The 15429-nt window shown below is 69.9% G+C and carries 12 protein-coding genes; 6 read left to right on the top strand and 6 right to left on the bottom strand.

What is annotated here, in order from left to right:
* Window positions 1-95 precede the first annotated feature (95 nt).
* Window positions 96-1649, bottom strand: coding sequence for an MFS transporter (locus OG718_RS24055; protein ID WP_328845132.1), 1554 nt, complete (start codon window positions 1647-1649; stop codon window positions 96-98).
* A 434-nt stretch (window positions 1650-2083) separates the two neighbouring features.
* On the opposite strand from OG718_RS24055, the gene OG718_RS24050 reads away from it, so the two are divergent.
* Window positions 2084-2872, top strand: coding sequence for an ABC transporter ATP-binding protein (locus OG718_RS24050; RefSeq protein WP_143639002.1), 789 nt, complete (start codon window positions 2084-2086; stop codon window positions 2870-2872).
* On the top strand, window positions 2869-5451 hold the full coding sequence (locus OG718_RS24045; RefSeq protein ID WP_143639004.1) for an ABC transporter permease: 2583 nt from the start codon (window positions 2869-2871) through the stop codon (window positions 5449-5451). Before OG718_RS24050 ends, OG718_RS24045 begins: the two co-directional genes overlap by 4 nt.
* A 166-nt stretch (window positions 5452-5617) precedes the next feature.
* On the opposite strand, the gene OG718_RS24040 is transcribed toward OG718_RS24045, so the two are convergent.
* Both OG718_RS24040 and OG718_RS24035 read right to left on the bottom strand, forming a co-directional pair.
* Window positions 5618-5869, bottom strand: a complete 252-nt coding sequence (locus tag OG718_RS24040; RefSeq protein ID WP_143639006.1) for a type II toxin-antitoxin system RelE family toxin — start codon at window positions 5867-5869, stop codon at window positions 5618-5620.
* Window positions 5866-6162 (bottom strand): type II toxin-antitoxin system Phd/YefM family antitoxin, encoded by a 297-nt coding sequence (locus tag OG718_RS24035; protein WP_143639008.1) that lies wholly within the window; start codon window positions 6160-6162, stop codon window positions 5866-5868. The genes OG718_RS24040 and OG718_RS24035 overlap by 4 nt, the downstream gene beginning before the upstream one ends.
* 189 nt (window positions 6163-6351) lie before the next feature.
* Between OG718_RS24035 and mfd the strand changes: the two genes are divergently transcribed.
* Entirely contained in the window at window positions 6352-9906 is a 3555-nt protein-coding gene (gene mfd / locus OG718_RS24030) for a transcription-repair coupling factor (RefSeq protein WP_306938515.1), read from the top strand.
* A 96-nt stretch (window positions 9907-10002) separates the two neighbouring features.
* On the opposite strand, the gene OG718_RS24025 is transcribed toward mfd, so the two are convergent.
* Entirely contained in the window at window positions 10003-10716 is a 714-nt protein-coding gene (locus OG718_RS24025) for a TetR/AcrR family transcriptional regulator (protein WP_328845131.1), read from the bottom strand.
* 107 nt (window positions 10717-10823) lie between these two features.
* On the opposite strand from OG718_RS24025, the gene OG718_RS24020 reads away from it, so the two are divergent.
* From OG718_RS24020 to OG718_RS24010, 3 genes are all read left to right on the top strand, one after another.
* Window positions 10824-11726, top strand: coding sequence for an SCO6745 family protein (locus OG718_RS24020; RefSeq protein ID WP_328845130.1), 903 nt, complete (start codon window positions 10824-10826; stop codon window positions 11724-11726).
* Window positions 11727-11967: 241 nt separating this feature from the next.
* Window positions 11968-12711, top strand: coding sequence for an HNH endonuclease family protein (locus tag OG718_RS24015; RefSeq protein ID WP_328845129.1), 744 nt, complete (start codon window positions 11968-11970; stop codon window positions 12709-12711).
* Between the two features lie 101 nt (window positions 12712-12812).
* Window positions 12813-13556 (top strand): N-acetyltransferase, encoded by a 744-nt coding sequence (locus tag OG718_RS24010; protein ID WP_328845128.1) that lies wholly within the window; start codon window positions 12813-12815, stop codon window positions 13554-13556.
* A 118-nt stretch (window positions 13557-13674) separates the two neighbouring features.
* Here OG718_RS24010 and OG718_RS24005 read toward each other — a convergent pair whose 3' ends face one another.
* Together OG718_RS24005 and OG718_RS24000 are read right to left on the bottom strand one after the other, a co-directional pair.
* Window positions 13675-14418: a hypothetical protein gene (locus OG718_RS24005; RefSeq protein ID WP_143639019.1), complete on the bottom strand. Its 744-nt coding sequence runs from the start codon at window positions 14416-14418 to the stop codon at window positions 13675-13677.
* A gap of 163 nt (window positions 14419-14581) precedes the next feature.
* Window positions 14582-15307: a hypothetical protein gene (locus OG718_RS24000; protein WP_143639021.1), complete on the bottom strand. Its 726-nt coding sequence runs from the start codon at window positions 15305-15307 to the stop codon at window positions 14582-14584.
* Window positions 15308-15429: the final 122 nt, after the last annotated feature.

The following is a 15429-nucleotide window of genomic DNA, read 5'->3' as shown; positions in this document are numbered from 1 at the left end:
TGCCGGGCGTCCTGCGTGAGGAGGGGTGTACCCCGGACGTGCGCTCGGGGATGACCCTTCGGGGTCAGCGGTTCTGCCAGGTCGTGCCGTGGACCTCAGTCCCCGGGATTCTTGAGCAGCGGGAAGCGGCGCGGCGCCACCAACAGCAGGACCAGGAAGGCGAGCCCGGCCGCGCAGGCCGCGCCGAAGTAGACGGCGTGGACGGCCTCCGCGACCGCTCGGCGCATGTGTTCGCCGGGGGCGCCCGAGTCGAGTGCCCTGGTCACCGAGTCCAGGTCGCCCGCACCGCCGAGCCGGGCGGCCAGCACCCCGTTGGCGACCGCGCCGAAGAGGGCGGCACCGATCGTCTGGCCGGTCTGGCGGCAGAAGAGTACGGACGCGGTGGCCGTGCCGCGCTCGGACCAGCCGACGGTCGACTGGACGCCGACGAGCAGCGGGAGTTGGAAGAGACCGAGCGCGCCGCCGAGCAGGAACATGAGGAGAGTGGGCTGCCAGGCCTCGCCGGGGTACGGGAGGAAGGGGAAGGCGAACAGGAGCAGTGTGGCCGTGCCGATGCCGAGCATCGCCGTGTTGCGGAAGCCGATGCGACGGTAGACGTGCTGGCTGAGGGCCGCCGACACCGGCCAGCTCAACGTCCATACGGAGAGCACGAATCCGGCGGTGATCGGGGCGAGGCCGAGCACCGACTGCGCGTAGGTCGGGAGGAAGACCGTCGGGGCGACCATCAGGAGGCCCAGCGCGCCCAGTGCCAGGTTCACGGCGGCGATGGTGCGGCGGCGCCAGACCCAGCCGGGGATGATGGGTTCGGCGGCCCGGCGTTCGATGAGGACGAGAGCGGCGATCAGGGCAAGTCCCGTACCGAACAGGGCCATTGACGGTGGCGAGAGCCATGGCCAGGCCACCCCGCCCTGCACCAGGGCCGTCAGGAGTACGCCGCCGCAGGCGAAGACCGTGAGCGCGCCGGCCCAGTCGATGCGGGGGCGCTCGGTGGCCTTCCGTTCGCGCTGGGGCTCGTGGAGGTGGCGGATCAGCAGCCAGAGCGCGACCGCGCCGAGCGGCAGGTTGATGAGGAAGATCCAGCGCCAGTCGGCGTAGGCGGCGATCACCCCGCCGAGCGCCGGGCCCGCGACCGCCGAGGTGGCCCAGACCGTGGACAGCTTGGCCTGGATCTTGGGGCGCTGTTCGAGCGGGTACAGGTCGGCGGCGAGGGTCTGGACCGTGCCCTGGAGGGCGCCGCCGCCGAGGCCCTGGACGACCCGGAACGCGATCAGCGCGGCCATGTTCCACGCCAGCGCGCAGAGCAGGGAGCCGAGGAGGAAGAGGATCGAGCCGGCGATCAGCACCGGCTTGCGGCCGAAGGTGTCGGAGAGCTTGCCGTAGACGGGCAGGGTGACCGTCACGGCGAGCAGATAGCCGGAGAACAGCCACGAGAAGACGGAGAAGCCGCCGAGGTCGCCGACGATCTGCGGGACGGCCGTCGACACGATCGTGGAGTCGAGCGCGGCCAGGCCCATGCAGAGCATGAGGGAGGCGACGACGGCTCGGCGGCCGCGGGTCCCGGCCCGCGCGGAGGCGGGCTCGTCCTCCTTCGCGGCGGGTATCTCGGTGTCTTCCCCCTGGCCCACTGGATTCCTTCCCCCTGCATCCATCTGCCGGAAGCCACTCTCCCACTTGACCCTCACGTGGCGGGAGGGTGGACGCTGACCGGGCTGGTGGGTGGAGGTGTCCCTGAGAGGTGGTCCACCGACAGGTGGAGATCCCCTAGGGGGCTCTCCGTACTACGGCCCGGGGAGGGTTCGTACTGCCGGAGGAGGAGAGGGGCCGAACCGCTACTTAACCTGGCTTTATGCCGCTGGGGGGCGGTGTACCGCACCTGCCGGGGTGGGGTTTACCCCAGCAGAAGACTGCGCTGGGCACCAGCGCGGTGGACCACCTGCCGCCACCAGACTTATCGCTGTAACCGCACGGCGTGAACGAACGACGTGACCGCACGGCGTGAACGAACATCGCACGGCTCAACCGCACGACATACACAAGCGCAGATCCCGTCGTCCTCAAGGGCGTCCGACTTAGGAGACATACCGTGACATCGGCTGTAACCATTCCCAGGCACGGCAGCACTGGAGGACGTACGGCCGTCGCGGCACGGGCGCGGCAGGTCGTGAAGGCGTACGGGTCCGGTGAGACCCGCGTCGTCGCCCTCGACCAGGTCGACGTGGACATCGCGCGGGGCCAGTTCACCGCGATCATGGGCCCCTCGGGCTCGGGCAAGTCGACGCTGATGCACTGCCTCGCCGGGCTCGACACCGTCTCCTCGGGGCAGATCTTCCTGGACGATACCGAGATCACCGGCCTCAAGGACAAGAAGCTCACACAGCTTCGCCGGGACCGTATCGGCTTCATCTTCCAGGCGTTCAACCTGCTGCCGACGCTCAGCGCGCTGGAGAACATCACGCTGCCGATGGACATCGCCGGCCGCAAGCCGGACAAGGGCTGGCTGGCCCAGGTCGTGGAGACCGTCGGGCTCAAGGACCGGCTCAAGCACCGGCCCAACCAGCTCTCCGGAGGCCAGCAGCAGCGCGTCGCCGTGGCCCGGGCGCTGGCCGCCCGGCCGGAGATCATCTTCGGTGACGAGCCGACCGGAAACCTCGACTCCCGCGCGGGCGCCGAGGTGCTGGGCTTCCTGCGCCGCTCGGTCGACGAGTTGGGCCAGACCATCGTGATGGTCACGCACGACCCGGTGGCGGCCTCGTACGCGGACCGTGTGCTGTACCTCGCCGACGGCCGGATCGTCGACGAGATGTACCGGCCCACCGCGGACGCCGTCCTCGACCGCATGAAGGACTTCGACGCCCGGGGGCGCACGTCATGACCGTCTTCAAGACCTCGATGCGCAACTTCTTCGCGCACAAGGGACGGATGGCCCTGTCGGCCGTCGCCGTCATGCTGTCGGTGGCCTTCGTCTGTGGCACGCTCGTCTTCACCGACACGATGAACACGACCTTCGACAAGCTCTTCGCGACCACCGCGTCCGATGTCACGGTCTCCCCCAAGTCGGCCAAGGCCGACGACACCCCGCAGAACGGCAAGCCGGAGTCCCTGCCCGCGTCGGCCGTCACTCGGGCCCAGAAGGCGCAGGGCGTCAAGTCGGCCGAGGGCGCGGTCAGTTCGATGAACGTGACCGTCGTCAACAGCAAGAACAAGAACATGGGGTCCAGCACCGGCGCCCCGACGATCGCGGGCAACTGGACGAAGAACGACCTGCGTTCGATGGAGATCACCTCCGGGCACGCCCCGCGTGGGCCCACCGAGGTGATGGTCGACGCCGACACCGCGGACAAGCACCACCTCAAGATGGGTGACGAGCTGCGCACCATCGCCGTCACCGGTGACTTCAAGGCGAAGATCGTCGGCATAGCCACCTTCAAGGTGACCAACCCCGGTGCCGCCGTCGTCTACTTCGACACCGCCACCGCCCAGCGCGAACTGCTCGGCGCCACCGGCCGGTTCACGCAGATCTACGTCTCGGCGGCGCAGGGCGTCTCCGACACGCAGCTCAAGCAGAACGTCTCCACGACGCTCGCCGGTGCCGAGAAGGCCACCGGGGCGTACAAGATCCAGACGCAGAAGGAGTTCTCGGACGAGAACCGCGAGGGCATCGGCGAGTTCATGAACGTCATCAAGTACGCCATGCTCGGCTTCGCCGGAATCGCCTTCCTGGTCGGCATCTTCCTGATCATCAACACCTTCTCGATGCTGGTCGCCCAGCGCACCCGCGAGATCGGCCTGATGCGGGCGATCGGCTCCTCCCGCAAGCAGGTCAACCGGTCCGTGCTGGTCGAGGCGCTGCTGCTCGGTGTCATCGGCTCGATCCTGGGTGTCGCCGCGGGTGTCGGTATCGCGATCGGCCTGATGAAGCTCATGTCGATGGCGGGCATGAACCTCTCCACCGCCGACCTGACGGTGAAGACGACGACCCCGGTCATCGGCCTGGTCCTCGGCGTCGTCGTCACGGTGCTCGCCGCCTATCTGCCCGCCCGCCGCGCGGGCAAGGTCTCCCCGATGGCCGCACTGCGCGACGCCGGTACGCCGGCCGACGGCAAGGCAGGCTGGATTCGGGGGATCATCGGCCTCCTCCTCACGGGAGCCGGCGCCGCCGCGCTCTTCACGGCGGCCGGCGCGGACAAGGCGAGCGACGGCTCGTTGATGCTCGGCGCCGGTGTGGTGCTCTCGCTGATCGGGTTCGTCATCATCGGCCCGCTGCTCGCCGGCGTCGTGGTCCGGGCCATCAGCGCGGTTCTGCTGCGCGGCTTCGGACCCGTGGGACGACTCGCGGAGCGGAACGCACTGCGCAACCCGCGCCGCACCGGCGCCACCGGCGCGGCCCTGATGATCGGCCTCGCGCTGGTCGCCTGCCTCTCCGTGGTCGGCTCCTCGATGGTGGCCTCCGCGACCGACGAGCTCGACAAGTCGGTGGGCACGGACTTCATCGTCCAGGGCAACCAGCGGATCGTGCCGCAGGCCCAGAAGGCCATCGAGTCGACGCCGGGCCTGGCGCACGTCACCAGCTACAAGGAGGTCGAGGCCAAGCTGACCTCGCCCGACGGCAAGACCGAGGACAGCAGCGTGACGGCCGCGGACCCGACGTACGCGAGCGACCTGCGCCGCGAGACGACCGCCGGTGAGCTGTCGGCGGCCTACGGCAAGGACGCGATGGCGCTCGGCTCCGACTACGCCAAGAAGCACGGCGTGAAGGTCGGCGACACGATGACCGTCGCCTTCAAGGGCGGCCAAACCGCGAAGCTGAAGGTCGCGGCGATCACGAACGACGACGTGGCCATCGACAAGGGCGCGCGGTACATGAGCATCGCCACGATGGAGAAGTACGTCCCGGCCGACAGGATCCCGCCGAACGACATCATGTTCGCCGCGGCCAAGGAGGGCCAGGAGAAGACGGCGTACGCGGCCCTGAAGAAGTCCCTGGACCCGTACCCGCAGTACCAGGTCCGTGACCAGACCGACTACAAGCAGGAGCTCAAGGACCAGATCGGCCAGCTGCTGAACATGGTCTACGGCCTGCTGGCCCTCGCGATCATCGTGGCGGTCCTGGGAGTCGTGAACACCCTGGCGCTGTCGGTGGTGGAGCGGACCCGCGAGATCGGCCTGATGCGTGCCATCGGCCTCTCCCGCCGCCAGATGCGCCGCATGATCCGCCTGGAGTCGGTCGTCATCGCCCTCTTCGGAGCGCTGCTCGGCCTCGGGCTGGGCATGGGCTGGGGCGCCACCGCCCAGAAGCTCCTCGCCCTTGAGGGCCTGAAGGTCCTGGAGATCCCCTGGCCGACGATCATCGGCGTCTTCATCGGCTCGGCCTTCGTGGGCCTGTTCGCCGCGCTGGTGCCGGCGTTCCGGGCGGGCCGGATGAACGTGCTGAACGCCATCGCGACGGAATAGCCGCGGCAGCGGCGGCCGCCATCACGTCGGCCGCCATGACCGCAGCCTCCATCACTGCCCCAGAGCCACCGTGGACGGGGGTCACGGGGGAGAGGGGGACGGGGGAACGGGGAAGGGCTGGGCCCGGCGGATCACTCCGCCGGGCCCAGCCCGGTTGTCCGTCGGCCTACGGGACTCGCCCGATGTGCAGCAGGACGATGGTGACGGTGCCCTCGTCGATCTCGTACATGATCCGGTACAACCCGACGTGCATCCGTCGCAGGTCAGGCGATCCAAGGGCAGTGGTTCCCGCGGGGCGCGGATCGTCTACCAGCAGATCGACGGAGGCGAAGACCTGGCGCAGGCCGTCGGGGTCGTCCTTGAGGAAGCGGGTGGCCGTGTCGGTCGCCCGTTCCTGCCAGATGATCTGGAAGGTCACTCATCCTCCAGGCCGAGCAGCTTGCGAACCTCTTCATGAGGAACACCGACGAACGTGCCGTTCGCCTTCTCTGCTCGGTACCGAACCAGCGCCAGCTCCTCCTCCAGCTCCAGTACCCGCTCCTCCAGCTCGGCCAGCTCTCTGGGGTTTATGAACACGGCCGCGGCCCGGCCATGATCAGTGATCGTGATGCGCTCACGGTCAGTCGCCGTCCGGCGGACAAGGGAGCCGAACTGCGCGCGGGCCTCCGTGATGGGGAACGCGGCGTTCGTGCCGGTAGATGTGACACTCATGTACGGAACTGTACGGTCCTGCACGGTGGCGAGTCGATCCCTCAAACGGGTGAGTCGCCCGCGGCCGTCGTACCCTGGACACCCCCGGCCCGTCAGACGTGTCGGGCGGTTCGCGTTGCCCACCCGTATCGCATATCGCCCCTGTCGGATATCGCCCACTTCTTCAGATCCTCGGATGGAAGCCTCTTCATGAGCCTGCACGGTCTGCTCGACGCCGTCGTCAAGGACGCCGCACTCACCGAAGCGGTGAAGGCCGCCGGCGACGGCAACCGTATGCACGTCGATCTGGTGGGCCCGCCCGCGGCCCGCCCGTTCGCGGTGGCGGCGCTGGCCCGCGAGGCGGGACGTACGGTGCTGGCCGTGACGGCCACGGGCCGGGAGGCCGAGGACCTGGCGGCGGCACTGCGGACGCTGCTGCCTGCCGACGGGGTCGTGGAGTACCCGTCCTGGGAGACGCTGCCGCACGAGCGGCTGTCCCCGCGCAGCGACACCGTGGGACGCAGGCTCGCCGTCCTCCGCAGGCTCGCGCACCCGCGCCCCGACGACCCCGAGACCGGCCCGGTCTCCGTCGTGGTCGCTCCCGTCAGGTCGGTCCTCCAGCCGCAGGTCAAGGGCCTGGGCGACCTGGAGCCTGTGGCCCTGCGGACCGGCCAGAGCGCCGACCTCGGTGACGTCGTGGCGGCCCTGTCGGCAGCGGCGTACGCACGGGTCGAGCTGGTCGAGAAGCGCGGCGAGTTCGCCGTACGCGGCGGGATCCTGGACGTCTTCCCGCCCACCGAGGAGCACCCGCTGCGCGTGGAGTTCTGGGGCGACGACGTCGAGGAGATCCGCTACTTCAAGGTCGCCGACCAGCGGTCCCTGGAGGTCGCCGCGCACGGGCTGTGGGCGCCGCCCTGCCGCGAGCTGCTGCTCACGGACGACGTACGGGAGAGGGCGGCCCGGCTGGCCGAGGCCCACCCCGAGCTGGGCGAACTGCTGGGCAAGATCGCCGAGGGCATCGCGGTCGAGGGCATGGAGTCCCTCGCGCCCGTCCTCGTCGACGACATGGAACTGCTCATCGACGTCCTGCCCAAGGGCTCCATGGCCGTCGTCTGCGACCCGGAGCGGGTGCGCACGCGCGCCTCGGACCTGGTGGCGACCTCGCAGGAGTTCCTCCAGGCGTCCTGGGCGGCGACGGCGGGCGGCGGCGAGGCCCCGATCGACGTCGACGCGGCGTCCCTGTGGGGCATCGCGGACGTACGGGACCGGGCCCGCGAGCTGGACATGATGTGGTGGTCGGTGTCGCCGTTCGCGGCCGACGAGGAGCTGACGGACACATATGCCGCCGACGCGGCGGGGGACACGCTGAAGCTCGGGATGCACGCGCCCGAGACGTACCGCGGCGACACCGCGAAGGCCCTCGCCGACACCAAGGGCTGGCTCGCGGACGGCTGGCGCACGGTGTTCGTCACCGAGGCCCACGGCCCGGCGGCCCGTACGGCCGAGGTGCTCGGCGGCGAGGGCATCGCGGCCCGCCTCGAGTCGGACCTCGCCGGGCTCGTCCCCTCCATCGTCCAGGTGGCCTGCGGTTCGATCGACTACGGATTCGTCGACCCGGTGCTGAAGCTCGCCGTGCTCACGGAGACCGACATCTCCGGCCAGAAGGCCGCCGGCAAGGACGGCGCCCGGATGCCGGCCCGCCGCCGCAAGACGATCGACCCGCTCACGCTGGAGGCGGGCGACTACATCGTCCACGAGCAGCACGGCGTCGGCCGCTACATCGAGATGGTCCAGCGGACGGTCCAGGGCGCGACACGCGAGTACCTGGTGGTCGAGTACGCGCCCGCCAAGCGCGGTCAGCCGGGCGACCGTCTCTACATCCCCACCGACCAGCTGGAGCAGATCACCAAGTACGTGGGCGGCGAGTCCCCGACCCTCCACCGCCTCGGCGGCGCCGACTGGACGAAGACCAAGGCGCGCGCGAAGAAGGCGGTCAAGGAGATCGCCGCGGACCTGATCAAGCTGTACTCCGCGCGGATGGCGGCCCCCGGGCACGCCTTCGGCGGCGACACGCCGTGGCAGCGCGAGCTGGAGGACGCGTTCCCGTACGTCGAGACGCCCGACCAGCTCACCACCATCGCCGAGGTCAAGGAGGACATGGAGAAGACGGTCCCGATGGACCGCCTGGTCTGTGGTGACGTGGGCTACGGCAAGACGGAGATCGCGGTCCGCGCGGCCTTCAAGGCGGTGCAGGACGGCAAGCAGGTCGCCGTCCTCGTACCGACGACGCTGCTGGTCCAGCAGCACTTCGGCACGTTCGGCGAGCGTTACTCCCAGTTCCCGGTGAACGTACGGGCGTTGAGCCGCTTCCAGACGGACACGGAGGCGAAGGCGACCCTGGAGGGCCTGCGCGAGGGGTCGGTCGACGTCGTGATCGGTACGCACCGGCTCTTCTCCTCCGAGACCAAGTTCAAGGACCTGGGGCTCGTCATCGTCGACGAGGAGCAGCGGTTCGGCGTCGAGCACAAGGAGCAGCTGAAGAAGCTGCGCGCCAACGTGGACGTACTGACGATGTCCGCGACCCCGATCCCGCGCACCCTGGAGATGGCGGTGACGGGCATCAGGGAGATGTCGACGATCACGACACCCCCGGAGGAGCGTCACCCGGTCCTGACCTTCGTCGGCCCGTACGAGGAGAAGCAGATCGGCGCGGCCGTCCGTCGCGAACTGCTCCGCGAGGGCCAGGTCTTCTACATCCACAACCGCGTCGAGTCCATCGACCGGGCGGCGGCGCGACTGCGCGAGATCATCCCGGAGGCGCGCATCGCGACCGCCCACGGCCAGATGTCCGAGCAGTCCCTGGAGCAGGTCGTCGTCGACTTCTGGGAGAAGAAGTTCGACGTCCTCGTCTCCACGACGATCGTCGAATCGGGCATCGACATCTCGAACGCGAACACGCTGATCGTGGAGCGCGGCGACAACTTCGGTCTCTCGCAACTGCACCAGCTGCGCGGCCGGGTGGGCCGTGGCCGCGAGCGGGGGTACGCGTACTTCCTCTACCCGCCGGAGAAGCCCCTCACGGAGACCGCCCACGAGCGTCTCGCCACCATCGCCCAGCACACCGAGATGGGCGCGGGCATGTACGTGGCGATGAAGGACCTGGAGATCCGCGGAGCCGGAAACCTGCTGGGCGGCGAGCAGTCGGGTCACATCGCCGGCGTCGGCTTCGACCTGTACGTACGCATGGTCGGCGAGGCGGTCGCGGACTACCGCGCCTCTCTGGAGGGCGGTGTCGAGGAGGAGCCGGCGCTGGAGGTCAAGATCGAGCTCCCGGTCGACGCGCACGTCCCGCACGACTACGCCCCGGGCGAGCGGCTGCGCCTCCAGGCGTACCGGTCGATCGCCTCGGTGAACTCCGAGGAGGACGTCAAGGCGGTACGCGAGGAACTCGTCGACCGCTACGGCAAGTTGCCCGAGCCGGTGGAGAACCTGCTGCTGGTGGCGGGTCTGCGGATGCTCGCGCGCGCGTGCGGTGTCGGCGAGATCGTCCTCCAGGGCAACAACATCCGCTTCGCGCCGGCGGAGTTGAGGGAGTCGCAGGAGCTGCGCCTCAAGCGGCTGTATCCGGGGACCGTGATCAAGCCGGCCGCACATCAGCTGCTGGTGCCCCGCCCCAAGACGGCGAAGGTGGGCGGCAAGCCGCTGGTCGGGCGGGAGCTGCTGGGGTGGACCGGGGAGTTCCTGGCTTCGATTCTGGGGTCCTGAGCGGATCGGACGGATTGCACGTGCAGCCCTGTGGACCTGCGCGGCCGGAAGGGCACGTGAACGGCAGGGTCACGTGGACGCACGTGGACCGGAAGGTCAGGCGGACCGGAAGAGCATGCTGCTGAGTGCGCGGAAGACGTCCTCCGGGTCCTGGTCTCCCACCGGTCCGTCCAGGTTGTGGCTGAGCAGCAGCGTGGCGAAACCGTGGGCCAGGGACCAGGCGGCCACACCGGCGAGGCGGGCGTCGGTGCCGCGGCCCTCGGGCGGGACGGCCGAGACGGCGTCGCGCAGGCGCTCGCCCGCGAGGGCACGGGCCGTCGTCAGCTCCAGGTCGTTGCCGCGGAGCAGCTCCGGCGTGAACATCACCTGGAAGTGAGCCGGGTGCTCGCGGGCGAAGCGGACGTAGCGCACGCCCGCGTCCTTCAGGTCCGCCGCCTCCGTGAGCGTGGCCGCCAGCAGTCCGTAGCCCTCCGCCGCGATCGCCGTCAGCAGACCCGTGCGGTCCTTGAAGTGGTGGGCCGGCGCCGCGTGCGAGACACCCGCGCGGCGGGCCAGGTCCCGCAGGCTCAGCGCGGAGGGGCCCTCGGCGGAGATGACGTCGAGCGCGGCCGCCACGATCGCGCGGCGCAGGTCCCCGTGGTGGTACGCGCGGCGTCCGCCGGACTTGTTGGCTGAGGGTTCGGACGGGCCGGATGGCTCGGACGCTTCGGATGGTCCGGACGGCTTGGACGCCTCGGACGGTCCAGACGGTCCAGACGGGCCGGAGGACTCGGTGGGCCCGGTGGACGGCGTGCGGGTGCTCTTCGTCATGGTCAGCAGCGTACGCCGAATCTAGGCATTGACAAGTTCCATGCGGGCGGGCAATCTAGACAGTGTCAAGTTGTCGGACGGTCGGGAACGGACGAAGGGGGTACGTCATGTCTGTGGACGCGGGCGAGACGGTGCTGGACGGCGGTGGGGTCGAGCTGGGCAGGGTGCGGCAGATGTGGCATCTGATCGAGCCACTGCACGCCGTGCTCTATTACGCGCCGGAGGTCTTCGAGGAGGTGGCGGCGCTCGGCTTCGACGCCGGGGACCGCTGGCCGAGCTACTTCCCGTCGCGTGCCGCCCCGTTGGGCGCCGTCGGGAGTGAGCGTGTCGCCTCCGCCTTCTACAGCTTCAGCCCTCGCATGGTCGCCGAGCACATGGACCACGCGTGGCGGACCGCCGATCCTCGGAAGGTGCTGGAGGCGAGGGAGCGGGGTGTCGACCGGGCGTATCGAGCGATATTCGGGGATCGCGTCGACAGCTCTGAGCTGGCGGAAGCCGCTGCTCTCGCCCGCCGCGCGGCCGAGTCGGTGAACACGGCCGGTCGCCCCTTGGCCGCCGCCAACGCCGAGTTGCCCTGGCCCAAAGCCCCGCATCAGCAGTTGTGGCACGCGGCGACGATCCTGCGAGAGCACCGCGGTGACGGACACCTGGCCGCGCTGCTCGTCGCCGGCCTCGACCCCGTCGAGTCGCTCGTGTCGTTCGCGGCGATAGGCGCCGCGTCCGTGGAGCGGTTCGAGAGCCGCGGCTGGAGTGCGGGGGAGTGGGCTGCCGCGCGTGAACGGCTCCTCGCACGGGGCCTGTTGGCCGCCGAAGGCACCGCGACGGACACCGGCCGCGCCCTCCGGCGGGAGGTGGAGCGCCACACCGACGAGCTGGCGACCGCACCCTGGCAGGGGCTCGGACCGGACGACACCGGTCGACTCGCCGATCTGCTGGGGGAGTTCTGGGTCGCGGTCCTCGGGTCGGGGCTGCTTCCGTCGGAGACGACGTTGGGGATCGGGAAGGGATGAGGCATCGGGAGATGTGAGGGGGCGTGAGGAGGTCGGTGGCGGGGCCGGCGCTGCGGCCGCGTGCGGGGACTCCCAACTGCCGGTCACCACCGGTGTCACGCCGGTCGTGCACCGCTTGCCCGTTGAAGTCCGATGAAGTCCGTTCGCCGCCTGTTATTGCGCCACCCTTTGGCCAGTACGGTGAGGTCCAGGGAAACCGCCCGCTCAGGGCGGACAGGGGCAAGCAAGGGGAGGGAGCGCCGTGACGCTCTGGACCAGGGTCGCCGGAGCCGCGGTACTGCTGCTCGCCGCGACCGGCTGCACCGTCGAGACACCGGGTTCGGCCGGCCCCGAGGAGTCGGCGGCGGGAGCGGGAGCGGGCGCGGGCACAGGCGCCGGTGGAGCTGCCCTCACCGCCGTCGACGGGCTGACCGTCAAGGGGCGGGCACCCAAGACGGGATACGACCGGGACAAGTTCGGCAGCCCCTGGGCCGACACGGACACGAACGGCTGCGACACCCGCGACGACGTACTCAAACGGGACCTGAAGGAGGTGAAGTTCAGCGACGGCGACTGCGAGGTGAGTTCAGGGAAACTCGATCCCGACCCGTACACCGACAAGGACGTCACCTTCGTACGAGGGGGACGCAGCGAGGTCGACATAGACCATCTCGTCGCGCTGTCGGACGCCTGGCAGAAGGGCGCCCAGAAGTGGGACGCGAGCAAGCGGATAGCGCTGGCCAACGACCCGCTGAACCTCCTCGCCGTCGACGCCGGCCGCAACCGCAGCAAGGGCGACGGGGACACGGCGACCTGGCTCCCGCCCCACAAGGCGTACCGCTGCACGTATGTGGCCCGGCAGGTGGCCGTGAAGAAGAAGTACGAGCTGTGGGTCACCGCCGCCGAGAGGGACGCCATGAAGAGGGTGCTGTCCGGCTGCCCCGGGCAGAAACTCCCCTCCGGGGGGACCTCGACACAGGCGCCCGAGCGATTCCACGCGGACTGAGCAGGCTGAGCTGTCTGAGTGGGGTGGCGCGAGGGGTGGGGCCGGATCCGCGCAGGTAAATCCGTTCCGCGCCGCCCGAGTCGCCGCCTACGGTGTCCCGCATGGAGCTGAAGGTGTCGAGCCTCGCCGAGCGGCCCGAGATGTACGACCAGGTGACGGGGATGGCGGACACCTGGCCCGAGTTCCTGCGCAACGACCCTGTCGGCAACGCGCACTACGGCCGCATCGCCACCGAGCTGCCGGAGTACGTGCTGTTCGCCGAGGACGAGCGCGGAGAGGTGGTCGCGCACGCCTACAGCGTGCCGTTCGCCCTCGCGGACCAGGACCGCGGCGAGCTGCCGGCGCGGGGCTGGGACGAGGTGCTGGTGTGGGCCTTCTCCGACCGGCGCCACGGCATCACACCCGACACGGTGAGCGCGATCTCCATCGTCGTCGCCCCGCACGCCCAGGGCACCGGCCTGTCGGGCCGCATGCTCTCCGCGATGCGTGACAACGCCAGGGCCCAGGGCTTCGACGAGGTCGTCGCCCCGGTGCGCCCGAGCGCGAAGCATCTGGAACCGCGTTCGGAGATGGCGGAGTACGCGTTCCGGACGCGCGGCGACGGGCTGCCGCACGACCCGTGGCTGCGGGTCCACGTCAGGGCGGGCGCGCGCATCGAGGCGATGGCGCCCGCGTCGATGACCGTGGCGGCGTCGCTCGACGAATGGCGGGCATGGACGGGGCTGCCCTTCGACGAGGAGGGCCAGATCGAGGTGCCCGGCGCGCTGGTGCCGGTGCACTGCGAGCCGCGACGCGGGTACGCGGTGTACGTCGAGCCCAACGTGTGGGTGCGGCACGCTCTTTGAGACGCGTGCGGTGGTCCGGTGTGTCTGGTTGGGGCATGCCTGTGCGGGCGGGCACGCCTTGAGGGCGCCCCCCTGAAGGCGCGCCCCATAGGCGCCCGCCAGTCCGGGCGGTGTTCCGTCAGCCGCCCATCTCGTCCAGGTCGATGACCTGGCCCGCGGGCTTCTCGGCCGGGACCGGGGTGTCGAAGTCGCCGAAGGTGACCGTGCCCGGGTCCTCGGCGGACTTGCTGACGACCCTCAGCAGGTAGGGCTTGCCCTCGGTGGCGACGTACAGCGTGTAGGTGTCCTTGCCGTCCTTCTCGTGCAGGACGATCGCCGGGGTGCCGTCGACCGTGGTCGTCCTGCCGCGGGTGGCGTCGGAGTTGACGTCCTTGAAGTCCGCGAGCACGGTGTCGAGGTCGCAGAAGCTCGCGATGTCCTTGGCGTCCGAGCCGGTCGCGGACATCTTGGTCCACTTGCCGGCCAGCATGGCCACCACTCCGTCGGTCTCCTCCTTGGACGCCCCGTCGCTCTGGGCACGCAGGAACTTCTCGTCGTACTTCATGTAGAGGGTGTCGCCGGTCTTGACGAGGTCGGCCTTGCCCTCGCCGTTCGCGCTCATCGTGCCTGCGCACTGGCCCTTCCTGTCGAGGGCCATGTCCAGGCCGACGCGGCTGCCGCCGTCCTTGATGTCGCCCTTCATACGCAGCGACGACGCGTTCGAGGTGGCCTTCACGGCCTGGTCGGCGATCTCGCCGCCGGTCTGCCCGGCGAACGGGCCCTTCGGCTTGCTGTCCGCCTTCTCCTCCCCGGGCAGACAGCCGGTGAGCGAGGCGGCGGCCGAGGCGGCGAGACAGAGAGCGGCAAGTGCGGTGCGACGCATGACAGTTCCTTGAAGTGTCGAGGTGAACAGAAAAGGGGAGAGGGCATGGACGCGCGAAGAGCGATGAAGAGGAGGCGCGCGCGGGCGCGGATGCGGATGCGGCAGACGCTGGCCGGGGCCGGGGCCGGGGCCGGGGCCGGCACGGGGACGGCGGCGCGTGGTGTCAGCCGGTCTTCTTCCAGTCCTTGCAGCCCGTGGTCTTGAAGTACGCGTCGCCGGCGGCCACGGTCACGACGGCCGTGCCTGACACGTTGTTGTTCGCGAGGATCGACTCCATGGAGTGCGAGGCGTCCTTGGCGCGCTCCCAGTAGCAGAGGTCGTCGGTGTTGCCGGTGGACCTGTAGGTGCCGGGAGCGATGTCGACGCCGACTCTGTGCATGCCGCCGTTGCCCTTGACCAGGGCCGCCGGGGTGCCGGTCGCCCTCGCGGCGACGGCCTCCCAGTCCTTGCAGCCGCTCGACTTGAAGAGCTTGTCGCCCGCCGGGATCGTCACGTAGCTGGTGCCGCTGACGTTGTCGTTGGCGAGGATCGAGTCCATCTCGCCCGAGGCGTCCTTCGCGCGCTCCCAGTAGCAGAGGCTGTCCGTGTTGCCCGTGGTCCGGTAGGTGCCGGGCTTGACGTCGGTGCCGACCTCGAAGTCGCCGTCTCCCTGGAACGCCGCCTTCTTCTCGGCCTTGTCCGCCTTTGCGTCCTTCTTCGTGTCCTTCTTCGTGTCCGTGTCCGCCTTGGTGTCGGACTTCGTGCCGGACTCGCGGTCCGCGGAGGCCGCGGAGTCCTTGCCGTTGCCACCGGAACCGCTGTCCCCGTCGTCACCCGCGTTCGCCGACACCGCGCCGATGACGACGACGCTCACGACAACCCCCAGCGCGATCTTGCCCTTGGCGCCCATGACAGTCCCCTCCCCCGAGGTGACGGCCGCCGCTTTCGGCGGCCGTTCATCCGATGGGTCAATCACAGCAGAGCTTGTGAACTGAGTCAACACGGTTCACAAGGATGTGTGCGTACACGGCC

It is taken from the genome of Streptomyces sp. NBC_00258 (genome assembly GCF_036182465.1).
Taxonomy (GTDB): domain Bacteria; phylum Actinomycetota; class Actinomycetes; order Streptomycetales; family Streptomycetaceae; genus Streptomyces.
This window is presented reverse-complemented; position numbering and strand designations above follow the sequence as displayed.